The organism is Pseudomonas spirodelae, from assembly GCF_034653255.1.
Lineage (GTDB): Bacteria > Pseudomonadota > Gammaproteobacteria > Pseudomonadales > Pseudomonadaceae > Aquipseudomonas > Aquipseudomonas spirodelae.
In genome coordinates this window covers 14,049-29,384 of sequence record NZ_JAYEET010000055.1, presented here as the reverse complement: position 1 = coordinate 29,384, position 15,336 = coordinate 14,049, and the positions used below count along the sequence as shown (strand labels likewise).

Genomic DNA, 15,336 nt, shown 5'->3' with positions numbered 1-15,336 from the left:
TGCGTTGAACCGAAGCATGTTTGGGCAGTTTCCGGCGCTTCGGGTAAACTGCCGCATCTTTTGCTCCTATAACGATCTGCCCGATGCCGACGACCTTCCACGAGATTCCCCGTGAGCGCCCGCTGACGCCCCTTCTAGACCGCGCCAATACGCCGGACGAGCTGCGCCGCCTGGGTGAAGCCGAGCTGGAAACCCTGGCCGACGAGTTGCGCCAGTACCTGCTGTATACAGTCGGGCAGACCGGTGGACATTTCGGCGCGGGCCTCGGTGTGATCGAGCTGACCGTGGCGCTGCATTATGTCTTCGACACCCCGGACGACCGCCTGGTGTGGGATGTGGGCCACCAGGCCTACCCACACAAGATTCTCACCGGCCGTCGCGAGCAGATGGGCAGCCTGCGCCAGAAGGACGGCATCGCCGCCTTCCCACGCCGCTCGGAAAGTGAATACGACACCTTCGGCGTCGGCCACTCCAGCACCAGCATCAGCGCGGCGCTCGGCATGGCCATTGCGGCGCGCATGCAGGGCAGCAAGCGCAAATCAGTCGCGGTGATCGGTGATGGCGCGCTGACCGCCGGCATGGCCTTCGAGGCGCTAAATCACGCCAGCGACGTCAAAGCCAATATGCTGGTGGTGCTCAACGACAACGACATGTCGATCTCGAAAAATGTCGGCGGCCTGTCCACCTACCTGGCCAAGATCCTCTCCAGCCGCACCTACGCCAATATGCGTGAAGGCAGCAAAAAAGTTCTGTCCAAACTGCCCGGTGCCTGGGAGATTGCCCGTAAAACTGAAGAGCATGCCAAGGGCATGCTGGTCTCCGGCACCCTGTTTGAAGAACTCGGCTGGAACTACATCGGCCCGATCGACGGCCACGACTTGCCAAGCCTGCTCGCCACCCTGCGCAATATGCGTGACCTCGACGGCCCGCAGTTCCTGCATGTGGTGACCAAGAAAGGTAAGGGCTTTGCGCCCGCTGAAGTCGACCCGATTGGCTATCACGCGATCACCAAGCTGGAGCCCATCAACGCCCCGCCCGTGGCCAAGCAGCCCACAGGCCCTAAATATTCCAGCGTATTCGGTCAGTGGCTGTGCGACATGGCCGCGCAAGACCCACGCCTGGTCGGCATCACCCCGGCGATGAAAGAAGGCTCGGATTTGGTGGCGTTCAGCGAACGTTACCCCGAGCGCTATTTCGACGTCGCCATCGCCGAACAACATGCGGTCACCCTGGCCGCCGGCATGGCCTGCGACGGGGTTAAGCCGGTGGTGGCGATTTACTCGACCTTCCTCCAGCGTGCCTATGACCAGCTGATTCACGATGTCGCCGTACAGCACCTCGACGTGCTGTTCGCCATCGACCGTGCCGGGCTGGTTGGCGAAGACGGCCCGACCCACGCCGGCAGCTTCGATATTTCCTACCTGCGCTGCATCCCCGGTATGCTGGTGATGACGCCGAGTGATGAAAACGAACTGCGCCGCATGCTCACCACCGGCCACCTGTTCGATGGCCCGGCAGCCGTGCGCTACCCGCGCGGCACAGGCCCTAATGCGACCATCGAACCAGGCCTTGAGCCCCTTGAAATCGGCAAAGGCATTATCCGCCGCCAGGGCAAGCAAACCGCCCTGCTGGTGTTCGGCGTACAGCTGAGTGAGGCGTTCAAGGTCGGTGAAGCGCTGGATGCCACTGTGGTCGACATGCGCTTTGTCAAACCGCTGGACGAAGCCCTGGTACGTGAACTGGCCGCCAGCCATGAACTGCTGGTGACGATTGAAGAGAACAGCGTGATGGGCGGCGCCGGCAGTGCGGCCAGCGAATTCCTTGCCCGCGAGAACATCCTCAAACCGCTGCTGCACCTCGGCCTGCCTGACTACTACGTCGAGCACGCCAAGCCCACGCAGATGCTCGCCGAGTGCGGGCTGGATGCCGCCGGTATCGAAGCGGCCATACGCGCCCGGCTCGCATTTCAGGCTGTATGAGTACCGCTCATCCCGCGCTGAACCTAGCTCGCTTGTAATAGATTTAACCGCGCATTAAGGTGCGCGGCGTTTTACTTCCGCCAAGGTGCGCCCTTTATCCGTAAAGCGGCGTTAAACGGGAAGCCGGTGCGCTCATAAAGAGCTATTCCGGCGCTGCCCCCGCAACGGTAATCGACCGCAGAGCGAATCTGCACGTCGCCTCACACGTGCCACTGGAGCAATCTGGGAAGGACGAGGCCACGCACGTCGAGAGTCCGGAGACCGGCCTTGCTGGATGTGACGGGTGTTGCGGAGGGCATCACCGTCAAGCTCAGGCTGCGCCCGCGCGCCCGTTCTTGCCCCTGCCCTCCTCAAAAGTCTTTCGACCTTTTGAGGATTCTCTAAATGAAAATGTCCCGCCTTGCCCTGGCAGTGGTGCTAGCGCCGAATCTCGCCCTGGCTGCTACCGATACCAGCAGCTATGAATTACCGCCGCTGGTGATCACCCGCGCCACTGCGCTAAAAGCGCCGGCACCGGCCAGTGTTAAGGTCATTGATCGCAAGCAGATTGAAGAAACTGCGGCTTCATCACTTATTGATGTGCTACGGGCTCAAGCCGGCTTGCAGATACGCGACACCATGGGCGACGGCAACCGAGCCGCTCTAAGTTTGCGCGGCTTTGGCGAGAACGCGGCGAACAACACATTGGTGCTGGTTGATGGGCGTCGCCTCAACCAGCCCTCACAGGCAGGGCCAGACTTTAACAGCGTGCCACTGGCCAACATTGAGCGCATCGAGATCATTCGCGGGGCGGGGACGGTGCTTTATGGTGACCAAGCCGTCGGCGGGGTGATCAACATCATTACCCGCACGCCCTCTAGCAATGAAGCCTATATCGAGAGCAGCATCGGCAGTCACGACCTCGAAGCCTACCGCGGCCATATCAGCCAACAGCTGGGCGCCGGCTTCTCGTTGTATGCGAGCGGCGAAACCCGCAACACCGATAACTACCGCGACCACAACAACGCCAACTACAGCAACGCCTTTGCCCGCCTACGTTATGACCATGACAGCGGCCATGCGTTATACGAATACCAGACGGTGAATGATGAGCTGTTGTATCCAGGAAGCTTGAGCCTTGCCGAACGCAGGGCTGACCGCAAAGCCAGCTATGACGCAAACAGCAATGGCTACAACAACAGCAAAACCCAAGTTCACCGCTTTGCGCTTGAACAACAGCTAGACAATGTTTGGACCACCCATTTCGATTACAGCCAGAGCGATCAAGACGGTATCGGAAGCTTCAACTACGGGTCATTCGTTTCGCCGTTCATCCAAGGCACCCGTATAGAAACGTTTAGCCCGCGTATCACCGCACGCTTCGACAACAGCCTTGGCAATGCAGAATGGCTGCTGGGCCACGACCACATCAGCAGCGATTACGAGTACAACGCCACCGCATTTCAGCAAACACTGCGTGACTGGTATACGCAGTTCAGCCAGAGCCTCGGTAATGACGTGACGTTGACCCTGGGCTATCGCAATAGCGAAGCCGACGACAACAATAAATCGGAACAACTCAAACATCGCGATAACGAAGACAGCACCAGCATTGGCTTGAGCTGGCAAGCTAATCAACAGACCCGCGTGTTTATCAAGCGCGAGGATGTACTGCGCTGGGCCAACGTTAACGACAATGCCTTTACCTTGCCTGACGTCGTCTTTCTTAAACCACAAACCGGCGTCTCGTGGGAAAGCGGCATCGAGTGGCAAGACGGCGTCCAGCGCTACCAAGCGACGCTATATCGAATGGATCTACAAGATGAGCTGATGTACGACTCCGAGATCGTTAACCCGCTTGGTTTCCAAGGTAAGGGTGCCAACATTAATCTGGATAAGACTCGCCGCGACGGACTGCTATTGGAATCAGAGCGCCAACTAACTAAGCGCTTGAGCATTGGCGGCCAATACAGCTTTACCGATGCGCAGTACCGCGCGGGCAGTTTCAAAGGTAACGACGTGCCCTGGGTTGCGCCGCATAGCGCTAGCGCTCACCTGAGCTATGAAATCCTGCCAGGGCTGAAAAGCTATGTGGAAGCGGTATACACCGGGAATCGCTACTACTCAGGCGATGATGCCAACAGCCAGCAAAAAGCCGGTGGTTACACCCTTCTCAACGCCGCGCTCAGCTACGACTACAGGCAATTCAATAGCAAGCTGCGGGTTAATAACCTCACCGGTAAGCAATATGATGCCTTTGGCTTTATCAACAGCCGCTACCCGGCTCCAGAAGAACAGGTACAGCTAAGCGTCGGCTACCGTTTCTAGCCACGCAGCACCTACAAGAAGGCCGCCTATTGGGCGGCCTTCTTGCTTTCACGACTCACTCGGCCGCTGCCAACTGCTCACAGAGTTTCTCCATCGCCCCCAACATCTGGAAGCTTGGTCGCTCCATGCCCTCGTCGGGCACTAACCAGAGTTGCTTTAACTCGACAGCGCGCACCACTGGCCACTTACGCCAGGCCTCCAGTTGCGTCTGAGTGCCGGCCAGAATCACCTCGGGGTTGCGCTGCAAGACGGCCTCGACACTCACTTGCGGAGCCGGCAGGCTCAGGTCGGCAAAGATATTTTCGGCGCCACAGACACGCAGGGCATCGCTAATAATCTGCTGGCCGCCAAGGGTATACAGCGGTACATCCCAAACCTGATAAAACACCCGCAGTGGCTGTGGACGTTGATAGCGCTGAGCTAAACCAGCCATCCCTTGCAGAAATTGCTGCTGCAGGCGCAAACCTTGTTCGGCACGACCGATACGCGTACCGATCTCGACAAACTGCTGCGCCAGGTCGGCTAGCTTGCGCGGTTTAACGACCAACATCGGGATGCCAAAGGCCTGCAACTGCTGGCGCTGCGCCCGGCTAATGCTTTCAGGCAAGAGCAACACCAAGTCAGGCTGCAGACTGATAACGCGCTCCATCTCCAGCTGCCCGTAGCGTCCGACGGAAGGCACATGCGCGGCCGCAGGCGGACGCGGGCCCGCATCCAGCACGCCAACCAGCAGGTCGACAGCTCCGAGCTCAAGCACGATTTCAGTTACAGAGGGGCCCAGACTAATCAGCCGCTCGGCGCCCACTGCCGGCCAGGCCAGCAGGGCCAGCAGGGCCACAACAAGCGCGCGCATTAGCCGAGTTGGCGGGGGATGCGGTAGAGGTAGAGCATCACGACGCTGGAAATCGCCAGGAGGATCAGCGGAATCGCTTCCAGCCCGGCGAACACCGCAACGGCGGCAATCCAGGCCGGCGCGGCCGCCCCCAGAAACCCAAGACGGCGGACGCGCGCCAACTCAAGCCAGGCATCGTGTTCGGCAGCTGTATCGAGGGCTTTTTCAGTGGCCACCAAGGCGCGTTTATAGCGACTGAACAGGGGCAAGCTGGCAAACATTGACGCCAGGCCGGCGATAAACAGCGGCATAGTCAGCAAGCCGGTCTGCTGCTCAGCCCCAAATAGCAGGTTGAGCACGAACAACGGCAACAGGGTCACGGCCAGCTGTCGCCACCACTCCAGCGCCAGCCGCCGGCGCACTTCGCTGCGTGTCACAGGCTTTCCTCAACCTCGCCCTGGTGCAGGCTGCCGAGCATATGCCCGAGTTTGCCAGCCTTGGTCGCCAGGTACTTTTTGTTGTGCGGGTTGTGGCCGATCTGCAGCGGCACACGGGTTGCCACATTGATGCCCATATCGCCCAGCGCCTTAACCTTGCGCGGGTTGTTGGTCATCAGCTTGAGCTGGCTGATGCCCAGGTGGTCGAGCATCGGCAGGCAGATTGCGTAGTCACGCTGATCGGCGCCGAAGCCCAGGCGCTCATTGGCCTCGACCGTATCAGCACCACCATCTTGCAGCTCATAGGCGCGAATTTTGTTCAGCAGGCCAATACCACGGCCTTCCTGACGCAGATAAAGCAAAACACCGCGGCCTTCATCCGCAATTGCGCGCAGCGCCGCTTCCAGCTGGAAGCCGCAGTCGCAGCGCAGACTGAACAGCGCATCGCCGGTCAGGCACTCGGAGTGCAAGCGGCCCAAAACCGGGGCGCCATCGGCGACATCGCCAAAGGTCAGGGCAACGTGTTCCTTGCCGGTGGCCTCTTCGAGGAAGCCATGCATGGTGAAGAGGCCAAAAGGCGTAGGCAACTGGGAGGCGGCGACAAACACGACGGACACCGGATACTCCTAAAGGAAATGGGCAGGGAATAATCAAGCCGGCATTGTAACAGCAGGCCCCAGCAGCCGGTCAGCCTGAATTACTGATGATAAGGATCGAGCCGCCTAGCATTTGTTTCTGTTCTTACAAGCTGGGGTCCTGTTTTTAACGTCGTAGGGCCGACGCGTAGCAGGCTGCCAGCAAGCGCTTAGTACTTGGACTCGAGCACCAGCATATCCTGCTCCACTTTCCAGCCAACCCGGCTGAGAAAACTCATGCCGAGCAAGGCTTCGCGAGGCGAACTGCCTTCGAGCACCACGGCATCAACGCCCAATACTTCCAGCTCACCGACCTTGACCCGATCCAGCGTCACCCGCCAGCCGCGTGCCGTGCCACTGGCGGTGCTCACTTGCAAAGGCGAGCCGGTAACCCGGTAGTCGATACCTAACCGGCGGGCATGCTCATCATTAAGTGCCACCGAGGTGGCGCCGGTATCGACCAGAAACTGGATGGACTGACTGTTCACCGAGCCGGCGACCCAGTAATGCCCGCCGATACCTTTGGCCACGCTGAGTTGCTTCTTCTGCGCTTCAGCAAAGCCATTGCTGTACTCGCGACTGAGGCTGTAGCTGCGTTCAATACCGTCGACACGCAACACCGCGCCCCGACTGTCAGCGCTGACCACCTGGACACCACGCGGGCCAACCTGGCCGACTTTGACCAGCTTGCGCTGCCCTTCGACATTCAAGACTGCAGCGCCGGGGAACAGGCCGACGACGCGCACCTGAGTGGCCGCCATTACCCAGCTGCTCAATAGCAACGGCGCGCTCAATAGGATTAATTTCAGGGCGTACATGGACGGCCTCGCACAGGTTAATCAAACGGGTAAGGCTGCTTCCAGCGCATGAATATCGGCCGCAAACGGCCATCTGCGACCAACTCGTCCATGCGCTTATCGAACAGCTCGGCCAGGGCACGGCCACGCGGGTTATCGCCAAAGCCCAAATACAGCGGCAGATCAATCAACGGGGAAACGCGGTAACGCGACGGCACGCGGGCATCACGCAAAATAAATGTAATTTCATCTTGAGCATCGAGATAGAAATCCGTGCGCCCCTGATCCAGCATGCCGAGGATACCGCTGCGGCGCAGCACTTCGCGGTACTGGTGCAAATTTGGCAGATAACGTTGGTATTCATAGCCGTGCACCCACGCCAGGCGAAACGAGCCGATGCTTTCAAGGGTCGGTGCGGGTGTACTGGCCAGCCCCAGCGCCACAATCTTGTCGGCGTCATAGTGCCAACGCGGGTAAATCACACGGTCAGCGATTTCATTAAGGTAGGCGCCTACCCAGGCATCGGCTACGCCACGCTGCACCAGACCAATCGAGCGGGTATAGGGCACGCTGTGTATCTGCAGCTCTACGCCTGCCGGCTCATAGACCGCACGGAGGATATCCCAAGCCAGCCCGCCACCATCGGCATCAGTGTGCTGCGGCCAAGATTCGGCAGCGATGCGTACCTGACCCAGCTCGACAGCACTGGCCAAGGTACTGGCAACGCTCATTACAGCCCACAGCATCCAATAAATGCAGCGCTCCATTGCCTACCTCTTACGCGTCACCAACCCAGCGCAGCAGCCAACCCGTTGGCCCACCCCCAAACAATCAGTTGCAGCGCCAACCAGGCGAATACGCCCGCGAGTACGTCATCGAGCATGATGCCAACACCACCATGCACATGCCGATCGATCCAGCGAATCGGCCATGGTTTGAGAATGTCGAACAGGCGAAACAATAGGAAGCCTAGCAGCAGCCAGCCCCAGCCGTCCGGCACCAGCCAAAGGGTAATCCACATGCCGACCATTTCGTCCCAGACGATGCCTTCATGGTCATGCACCCGCAGGTCATCGGCCACCTTGCCGCACAGCCAGAAGCCAAACAGCATGGTAAGGCCGAGCATCAGCCAATAGCCCCAATCCGGCAGCAACTGAAACAGCGGGATAAACGGCAACGCCACCAGCGAACCCCAGGTACCCGGCGCTTTCGGCAAGGTGCCGGAGCCAAAACCAAAGGCTAGGAAATGCCAGGGATTGCGCCACACCGAAGGCGGTACGAACTCGGCAGGAACTTGCTTGGGATGATCAGTCACGGACACTTCCAAAATGTTGATAGCCGCTACGGGGCAGCTGAACGGGCTGACCGTGTGGATCCAGCAGGGTAACGCCCTGGCCGGCCACGACCCGGCCAATCGCCTGCACCGGCAAGCCGGTCTGCTGTAACTCAGGGAGATAGTGCGCCGGCAAGGTAAAGGCCAGCCGATAATCATCGCCGCCGCTTAAACCGCACTGACGCGCCACCGACTCTCCGGCAAAGGCCCGCAAGGCGGCGGAAAGCGGCACCTGCGCCTGCTCGATAATCAGCCCCACGCCAGACGCGGCGGCAATATGCCCGCAATCAGCGAGTAAACCATCGGAGATATCCAGCGCGGCGCTGGCCTTGCCGCGCAGGGCCAGGCCCAATTCAAGCTGCGGCATGGGCGACCAGTAACGCGCCAACAGCGCAGCGGCCACTGCTGGCTCAGCCTGCTGCTGCCCCAGCACCAGCGGCAACGCACCCGCAGCATCGCCCAGTTCGCCGCCCACGCAGAGTAGATCGCCAACCTGGGCGCCCTTTCGCGTCAGAGCCATACTGGTAGGCACACGGCCGAAAACCGTCAGGGTGAGGCTCAGCGGACCGCGAGTCGTGTCGCCGCCAATCAGTCGAATCGCACAGCGTTGCGCCATGTGGTCCAAACCGCGAGCAAAGGCTTGCAACCAATCGGGCTCGGCGCCAGGCAAGGTTAAGGCGAGGGTAAAGCCGACAGGCGTCGCGCCCATCGCTGCTAAATCACTGACCGAGACACCCAGCGCGCGTTGGCCGAGCAGATAAGGGTCAGGTGATAGGGGAAAATGCACCCCACTAACCAGGGTGTCAGTGGAGATGGCCAGCTGTTCGCCAGCTGGCAACTCCAGCAGGGCACAGTCGTCGCCAATACCTAAAGCCACGCCTTCGCCAGCCTGCGCACAGGACGCAGCGGCGAAGTAGTGACGGATCAGCTCAAACTCACCCAAGGCACTCAAGCCAGATCAGCGCTTGTGGGCGCGAACTTCATCGGCCCGCAAACGCGGCGCCAGCTTGTCCAGCACGCCGTTAACGAACTTGTGCCCGTCGGTTGCACCAAACACCTTGGCCAACTCGATGCCTTCGTTGATCACCACGCGATAAGGGATATCGATGCGGTTTTTCAGCTCGAAGGTCGACAGACGCAAGATCGAAAGCTCAACCGGATCGATTTCATCCAGCGGGCGATCCAGCAACGACGCAAAAGCCCCGTCGATCTCACTCTTCTGCCGCGGCACGCCGTGCAGAATCTCGTGAAAGTAAGCACCGTCGACTGCCGTGAAGTCGTTATCGACGCGGAACTGCGCTTCGATTTCGTTCAACTGCTGCCCAGCCATGTGCCAGGAATACAGTGCTTGCATGGCCAGCGTGCGCGCCTGACGGCGTGCCAGGGTCTTGGTGCTAGGGCCTTTTTTCGGCGCTTGCGGTGGCTGCCCGTTACCGTCGGTCTGGCTCACTTGGCCTCCAACTGCGCCAGCAGGCTAACCATTTCCAGGGCAGACAATGCAGCTTCTGCACCTTTGTTACCGGCCTTGGTGCCGGAGCGCTCAATGGCTTGCTCGATGGAATCGACAGTCAGTACGCCAAAGGCGACCGGCACACCGAACTCCATGGACACCTGGGCCAAGCCCTTGGTGCATTCGCCCGCCACGTATTCGAAGTGCGGGGTGCCGCCACGGATGACTGCACCGAGGGCGATGATCGCGTCAAAGTCACCACGCTGGGCGACTTTCTGTGCCACCAGCGGGATCTCGAAGGCACCCGGCGCACGGATGATGGTGATGTCGTCTTCCTTCACGCCATGGCGAACCAGGGCGTCAACGGCGCCACTTACCAGGCTTTCGACAACAAAGCTGTTAAAGCGGCCGACGACCAGGGCGAATTTGCCTTGCGGGGCGATGAAAGTACCTTCGATGGTCTTCAGGGTCATGGAACAATTCTCATATAGCGTTAAAGAGCCAGGGGCAAAAAATGAATAGCCCAACGAAACAGCGCATAGCGCGGCAGTCGTTATTCAGCGGGCAGGTATTCTACAACTTCTAGGTCAAAGCCGGATATCGCATTGAACTTCATTGGTGAGCTCATCAGGCGCATCTTACGCACGCCGAGGTCACGCAAAATCTGCGAGCCTGCACCGACCGTGCTGTACGTGGCCGGGCTGGCCGGTTGCTGACGATCCAGCAGCGCCAGCAGTTCTGGCCCAGTCAGCGGATTGCCCAGCAGCAGCACCACGCCGCTACCGGCCTTAGCCACCTCGGCCATGGCCGCACGCAGGCTCCAACGGCCCGGCTGGTTGACCAGAAACAGGTCGCGCAGCGGGTCCATGTTGTGCACGCGCACCAAGGTCGGTTCTTCAGCACACACCGTGCCCAGTGTCAGGGCCATGTGCGCGGTGTCTTCCACGCCATCACGGTAGGTCACCAGGTTGAACTGACCCAGTTCGGTGTCGAGCACCTGCTCGCTGGCACGTTCAACCGTGCGCTCGTGCATCAAACGGTAGTGAATCAGGTCAGCGATGGTGCCGATCTTGATGCCGTGCTCGGCGGCGAACACTTCCAGCTCCGGACGACGCGACATGGTGCCGTCGTCATTCATGATCTCGCAGATCACCCCGCTCGGCTCGAAGCCGCCCATACGCGCCAGGTCGCAAGCGGCTTCGGTATGGCCAGCACGTGCCAGCACGCCGCCGGCTTGCGCCATCAGCGGGAAGATATGGCCTGGGCTGACGATATCGTCGGCCTGGGCGTTCTTCGCGGCGGCCGCTTGCACGGTGCGCGCACGGTCGGCGGCGGAGATACCGGTCGTGACGCCCTCGGCGGCTTCGATGGAGACGGTGAACTTGGTGCCAAAACCGGAACCGTTACGCGGCGCCATCAGCGGCAACTTGAGCGTTTCGCAGCGCTCACGGGTCATCGGCATGCAGATCAGGCCACGCGCGAAACGCGCCATAAAGTTGATGTGCTCGGCGGTGACACACTCGGAGGCGATGATCAGGTCGCCTTCGTTCTCGCGGTCCTCGTCATCCATCAGAATGACCATCTTGCCGGCGCGGATGTCTTCGACCAGTTCTTCGATACTGTTAAGAGCCATGCGGGCGATTCCTTATTTGTTCAGGTAGCCGTGTTCGGCGAGAAAACTTTCTGTCATGCCGGAGGCTTTCGGCTCGGCAGCCTTGTCACCGAGCAGTAAGCGCTCCAGGTAACGGGCCAGCAGATCCACCTCAAGGTTGACCTGCTTGCCGGGGCGGTAATCGACCATGATGGTTTCGGCCAGGGTGTGCGGCACGATGGTCAGCTCGAATTCAGCACCGTTAACCGAGTTAACGGTCAGGCTGGTGCCATCAACAGTGATCGAGCCTTTGTGGGCGATGTACTTGGCCAACTCACGCGGGGCGCGGATGGTGAACTGCCAAGCACGGGCATTTTCCGCCATCGAGACGATCTCGCCGACGCCGTCAATATGCCCGCTGACCAGGTGGCCACCCAGGCGGCTGGTGGGTGTCAGGGCCTTTTCCAGGTTGACCTTACTGCCAGCCTTGAAGTCGATAAATGCAGTACGCGCCAGGGTTTCGCGGCTGACATCAGCCCAGAAACCATCGCCTGGCAACTCAACAGCGGTCAGGCATACGCCGTTAACCGCAATGCTGTCGCCCAGCTTGACGTCGCCGAGGTCCAGCTTGCCGGTTTCCACATACACCCGCACATCGCCGCCCTTGGGCGTCAACGCACGGATGCTACCAATGGCTTCGATTATACCGGTAAACATGCCACCCCCTGTTTAGCGCCCACGGCACAGCACTGGCGGAAAACGCCAGATGCGCGTGGCACGGAAAATAAATCAGACATCTAGACCAACTCCTGTTTTATAAAAAACAGGGCGTGTTTGATCGATAGGGATTTCAAGGCGCACCTAAATGCGCCTTATTGAGGCAATCCCGCTCTCTCTTTATCCGGACTTTAACCGTCGGCCCCGGAATCACACCGGGTCTGCTGACCTTGTCCCGGGGCTTATACCGCCTTGGACAAGCGCTCGCGGGCTAGACACTTTGCGCGTCATTACCGCCGGTGGGGAATTACACCCCGCCCTGAGAACGTTACGACCACCTGCGTAGCCGAGACGCGTTTTACCACAATTGCCGCCACCCTGCATGGCTAAGCGACAGCCTGAATGGCGTGCCATGGCTAATCACGGGCCATCATCAAGGGCCACTCATCACGCTGCCGGCTGCGGCACCGCGATAATTCGCCAGTCATCACCGACGGCACGCATCTCGACAATTTTCAGCGCAGCCGCATCGGCCATCCGCGCTAACGGCAGGTCAAGTAGCGGCCGCGCGCTGGAGCCGAGCAGTTTGGGCGCGACGAACAGTTGATACTCATCCACCAGCCCCAAGCGGGCAAACGCCCCGGCCAAACGCGGACCGGCTTCAACCAACACCTCGTTAGCACCACGCGCAGCCAATTCAACAAGTAGCTTGCGCAGGTCAACATGCCCGTTGCTGCCCGGCACGGCCAATAGTTCGTGTCCATCGTCGAGATAGCGATCTCGCGCAGACGCCGCCGCACAGGTCGCCACCATGGCCGCGCCTGCCTGGAAGAACGGCACACTCAGCGGAACCCGCAAACGGCCATCAACCAGCACGCGCAACGGCGGCCGCGCCTGCGCCAAAGCGCTTAGCTCAGCGCCGAGGCCCAACTCATCGGGGCGTACGGTCAAGCGGGCCTCATCAGCCACCACCGTGTCGGCACCCGTCAGCACCACGCTGGAGCGGGCGCGCAATCGCTGTACTGCCGCCCGCGCCGCAGGGCCGGTAATCCACTGGCTCTCACCGCTAGCCATGGCCGTACGCCCATCCAGGCTCATTGCCAGCTTGACCCGCACAAACGGCAGGCCCGCCTCCATACGCTTGATAAAGCCGGCATTCAGGGCGCGCGCCTCAACCTCCAGCACGCCGCTCTGCACCGCGATACCCGCATGCATCAGCCGTAACAGGCCATTGCCGCCGACTTGTGGATTGGGGTCTTGCATGGCCGTCACTACACGAGCGATACCGGCACTGACCAGCGCATCAGCACAGGGCGGCGTGCGCCCGTGATGGCTGCAGGGTTCCAGCGTGACGTAGGCCGTTGCACCACGGGCCTTGTCACCGGCCTGGCGCAGCGCATGCACTTCAGCGTGAGGCTCGCCCGCACGGGCATGCCAACCTTCACCGACGATGCGCCCATCCTGGACGATTACACAGCCAACACGGGGATTGGGGTGGGTGGAGTACAGGCCTTTACGGGCCAGCTCCAGTGCACGGGCCATAAAGGCGTGATCGGAATTCATCATCAACCTTTGATGGGCTCGCGGGATAGGCGGTCGATTTCCTCGCGGAACTCGTTGAGGTCTTGAAAGCGTTTGTACACCGAGGCGAAGCGGATGTAGGCCACTTCATCGAGCTTCTGCAGCTCGCCCATGACCAACTCACCGAGCACCAGCGACTTGATCTCACGCTCACCGGTAGCACGCAGCTTGTGTTTGATGTGGGCGATGGCCGCTTCCAAACGCTCGATGCTCACCGGACGCTTTTCCAGCGCACGCTGCATGCCAGCCCGCAGCTTGTCCTCATCGAATGGCTGACGACTGCCGTCCTGTTTGATCAGGCGCGGCATCACCAGTTCGGCGGTTTCAAAGGTGGTAAAGCGCTCTTCACAGGCCACGCATTCACGCCGACGACGTACCTGCCCGCCCTCGGCAACCAGCCGTGAGTCGATCACCTTGGTGTCATTGGCAGCGCAAAAAGGGCAGTGCATAAATAAAGCAGCCTTAGAACGAAAGCACCATGGTAGCGCATCCCTCTGGCAAGACAAACCGAGGGCTTTGCGGTATATAGGCGCCCACCCATACCAGCGGAGTTGATGCCCTCGATGAAAAACCCTACGCCGCTGCAATCGCTGATCTTATTGAGCCTGATCGCGCTCCTGGCGGCCTGCACCCACGATGGCCCACCCGCAGCGACGACCACGCTGCCTCAAGCCCAGATAACAACAGCGCCGCTACCCGCCTATCAGCGCGAGCTAAGTGGCAGCCTGCTGAATGTGCCAAGCGGTGCAGATGTCGAGCTCGCCCTGCTGGCCGTCGATCAACGCGGCCGTCCGCAGGCGCTGCTGGGCAATATCCAGCTACGCGGCACCGGTAAGCCGTTGGCATTTCACCTGCCGTTCAACCCAGACACCTTCAGCAAGCACTCGCGCATCGAGTTGCACGGCCGCGCCAATCAGGCCGGCCGACTGATTCTGCGCCTGCCCGCGCAGGCGATTACCCAAGCCGAAACCCAAACCCTCGGCCAACTCCGCCTGGCGCCCGCACCATGACTCCACCAGCAGCCCTGCAAGCCGCGCTCAGCGAACGACTGGGTGACGCCCAGCTCAGCGCGCAAACCCTGCCCGGCACCACGATCAAGCTATGGCTGATCAACCCGGCGAACATGGACCGCTGTTTTAGCCCGGAAGAGACTCGCCTGATCCTCGAAGAACCGCCCTACTGGTCCTTCTGCTGGGCCAGCGGCCTGGTACTGGCGCGCTGGCTGGCCGAACACCCCGAGTGGGTGCGCGGCAAGCGCGTACTGGATTTCGGTACGGGCTCCGGCGTGGCGGCGATTGCCGCGGCCAAGGCTGGCGCACTGGAAGTGGTGGCCTGCGACCTCGACCCATTGGCCATCGACGCTTGCCGAGCCAACGCGGCATTGAATGATGTGGAGCTCAGTTACTCGGCGGATTTCTTTCAAGAGGCTGATCGTTTCGACCTGATCATCGTCGCCGACGTGTTGTATGACCGCGCCAACCTGCCGCTGCTCGACCAGTTTCTCAGTCGAGGTCGCCAGGCGCTGGTGGCCGACTCACGGGTACGCGACTTCCAGCACCCGCTGTATCAGCGCCTTGGCATACTTGAGGCGTGCACCTGGCCAGACCTGGCCGAGCCGGCTGAGTTTCGCCACGTCAGCCTGTACCACGCGCAGCGCGATTAAATCGCCCCTTGCAT

General features: G+C 60.5%; 17 protein-coding genes and 2 riboswitches. Of the genes, 4 read left to right on the top strand and 13 right to left on the bottom strand.

Annotated features, from left to right (window positions below):
- The first annotated feature begins 83 nt into the window (after positions 1-83).
- Positions 84-1,979, top strand: a complete 1,896-nt coding sequence (gene dxs / locus SOP97_RS18175) for a 1-deoxy-D-xylulose-5-phosphate synthase (RefSeq protein WP_322950400.1) — start codon at positions 84-86, stop codon at positions 1,977-1,979.
- A 66-nt stretch (positions 1,980-2,045) separates the two neighbouring features.
- Positions 2,046-2,263, top strand: a riboswitch (cobalamin riboswitch).
- Positions 2,264-2,363: 100 nt separating this feature from the next.
- On the top strand, positions 2,364-4,286 hold the full coding sequence (locus tag SOP97_RS18170) for a TonB-dependent receptor family protein (protein ID WP_322950399.1): 1,923 nt from the start codon (positions 2,364-2,366) through the stop codon (positions 4,284-4,286).
- Positions 4,287-4,341: 55 nt separating this feature from the next.
- On the opposite strand, the gene SOP97_RS18165 is transcribed toward SOP97_RS18170, so the two are convergent.
- From SOP97_RS18165 to nrdR, 13 genes are all read right to left on the bottom strand, one after another.
- Positions 4,342-5,139 carry a cobalamin-binding protein gene (locus tag SOP97_RS18165; protein ID WP_322950398.1) on the bottom strand — a complete coding sequence of 266 codons (798 nt, stop codon included), beginning with the start codon at positions 5,137-5,139 and terminating at the stop codon, positions 4,342-4,344.
- On the bottom strand, positions 5,139-5,555 hold the full coding sequence (locus tag SOP97_RS18160; protein ID WP_322950397.1) for an MFS transporter: 417 nt from the start codon (positions 5,553-5,555) through the stop codon (positions 5,139-5,141). Before SOP97_RS18160 ends, SOP97_RS18165 begins: the two co-directional genes overlap by 1 nt.
- The gene (gene ribA, locus SOP97_RS18155; protein WP_274087740.1) at positions 5,552-6,172 is read right to left on the bottom strand and encodes a GTP cyclohydrolase II; all 621 of its coding nucleotides are present in this window, start codon (positions 6,170-6,172) and stop codon (positions 5,552-5,554) included. The genes SOP97_RS18160 and ribA overlap by 4 nt, the downstream gene beginning before the upstream one ends.
- A 188-nt stretch (positions 6,173-6,360) precedes the next feature.
- On the bottom strand, positions 6,361-7,008 hold the full coding sequence (locus SOP97_RS18150) for a retropepsin-like aspartic protease family protein (RefSeq protein WP_322950396.1): 648 nt from the start codon (positions 7,006-7,008) through the stop codon (positions 6,361-6,363).
- Positions 7,009-7,025: 17 nt separating this feature from the next.
- Positions 7,026-7,718 (bottom strand): substrate-binding periplasmic protein, encoded by a 693-nt coding sequence (locus SOP97_RS18145; protein WP_322950395.1) that lies wholly within the window; start codon positions 7,716-7,718, stop codon positions 7,026-7,028.
- A gap of 53 nt (positions 7,719-7,771) precedes the next feature.
- The gene (locus tag SOP97_RS18140; RefSeq protein WP_322950394.1) at positions 7,772-8,302 is read right to left on the bottom strand and encodes a phosphatidylglycerophosphatase A family protein; all 531 of its coding nucleotides are present in this window, start codon (positions 8,300-8,302) and stop codon (positions 7,772-7,774) included.
- The gene (gene thiL, locus SOP97_RS18135; RefSeq protein WP_274087779.1) at positions 8,295-9,263 is read right to left on the bottom strand and encodes a thiamine-phosphate kinase; all 969 of its coding nucleotides are present in this window, start codon (positions 9,261-9,263) and stop codon (positions 8,295-8,297) included. The genes SOP97_RS18140 and thiL overlap by 8 nt, the downstream gene beginning before the upstream one ends.
- A gap of 15 nt (positions 9,264-9,278) precedes the next feature.
- Positions 9,279-9,770, bottom strand: a complete 492-nt coding sequence (gene nusB, locus SOP97_RS18130) for a transcription antitermination factor NusB (protein ID WP_274087737.1) — start codon at positions 9,768-9,770, stop codon at positions 9,279-9,281.
- Positions 9,767-10,243, bottom strand: a complete 477-nt coding sequence (gene ribH, locus SOP97_RS18125) for a 6,7-dimethyl-8-ribityllumazine synthase (protein ID WP_090243179.1) — start codon at positions 10,241-10,243, stop codon at positions 9,767-9,769. The genes nusB and ribH overlap by 4 nt, the downstream gene beginning before the upstream one ends.
- Positions 10,244-10,323: 80 nt before the next feature.
- Positions 10,324-11,403 (bottom strand): bifunctional 3,4-dihydroxy-2-butanone-4-phosphate synthase/GTP cyclohydrolase II, encoded by a 1,080-nt coding sequence (gene ribBA, locus SOP97_RS18120; RefSeq protein ID WP_274087736.1) that lies wholly within the window; start codon positions 11,401-11,403, stop codon positions 10,324-10,326.
- Positions 11,404-11,415: 12 nt separating this feature from the next.
- The gene (locus tag SOP97_RS18115) at positions 11,416-12,078 is read right to left on the bottom strand and encodes a riboflavin synthase (protein WP_322950393.1); all 663 of its coding nucleotides are present in this window, start codon (positions 12,076-12,078) and stop codon (positions 11,416-11,418) included.
- A gap of 167 nt (positions 12,079-12,245) precedes the next feature.
- Positions 12,246-12,409: riboswitch (FMN riboswitch) on the bottom strand.
- A gap of 116 nt (positions 12,410-12,525) precedes the next feature.
- Positions 12,526-13,644 (bottom strand): bifunctional diaminohydroxyphosphoribosylaminopyrimidine deaminase/5-amino-6-(5-phosphoribosylamino)uracil reductase RibD, encoded by a 1,119-nt coding sequence (ribD, locus tag SOP97_RS18110; RefSeq protein WP_322950391.1) that lies wholly within the window; start codon positions 13,642-13,644, stop codon positions 12,526-12,528.
- Complete coding sequence (gene nrdR / locus SOP97_RS18105) at positions 13,644-14,108, bottom strand: transcriptional regulator NrdR (RefSeq protein ID WP_167376767.1); 465 nt, start codon at positions 14,106-14,108, stop codon at positions 13,644-13,646. Before nrdR ends, ribD begins: the two co-directional genes overlap by 1 nt.
- 114 nt (positions 14,109-14,222) lie before the next feature.
- Between nrdR and SOP97_RS18100 the strand changes: the two genes are divergently transcribed.
- Both SOP97_RS18100 and SOP97_RS18095 read left to right on the top strand, forming a co-directional pair.
- Positions 14,223-14,669 (top strand): YbaY family lipoprotein, encoded by a 447-nt coding sequence (locus SOP97_RS18100; RefSeq protein WP_322950390.1) that lies wholly within the window; start codon positions 14,223-14,225, stop codon positions 14,667-14,669.
- Entirely contained in the window at positions 14,666-15,322 is a 657-nt protein-coding gene (locus SOP97_RS18095) for a class I SAM-dependent methyltransferase (RefSeq protein WP_322950388.1), read from the top strand. The genes SOP97_RS18100 and SOP97_RS18095 overlap by 4 nt, the downstream gene beginning before the upstream one ends.
- The last annotated feature ends 14 nt before the right edge of the window (positions 15,323-15,336 follow it).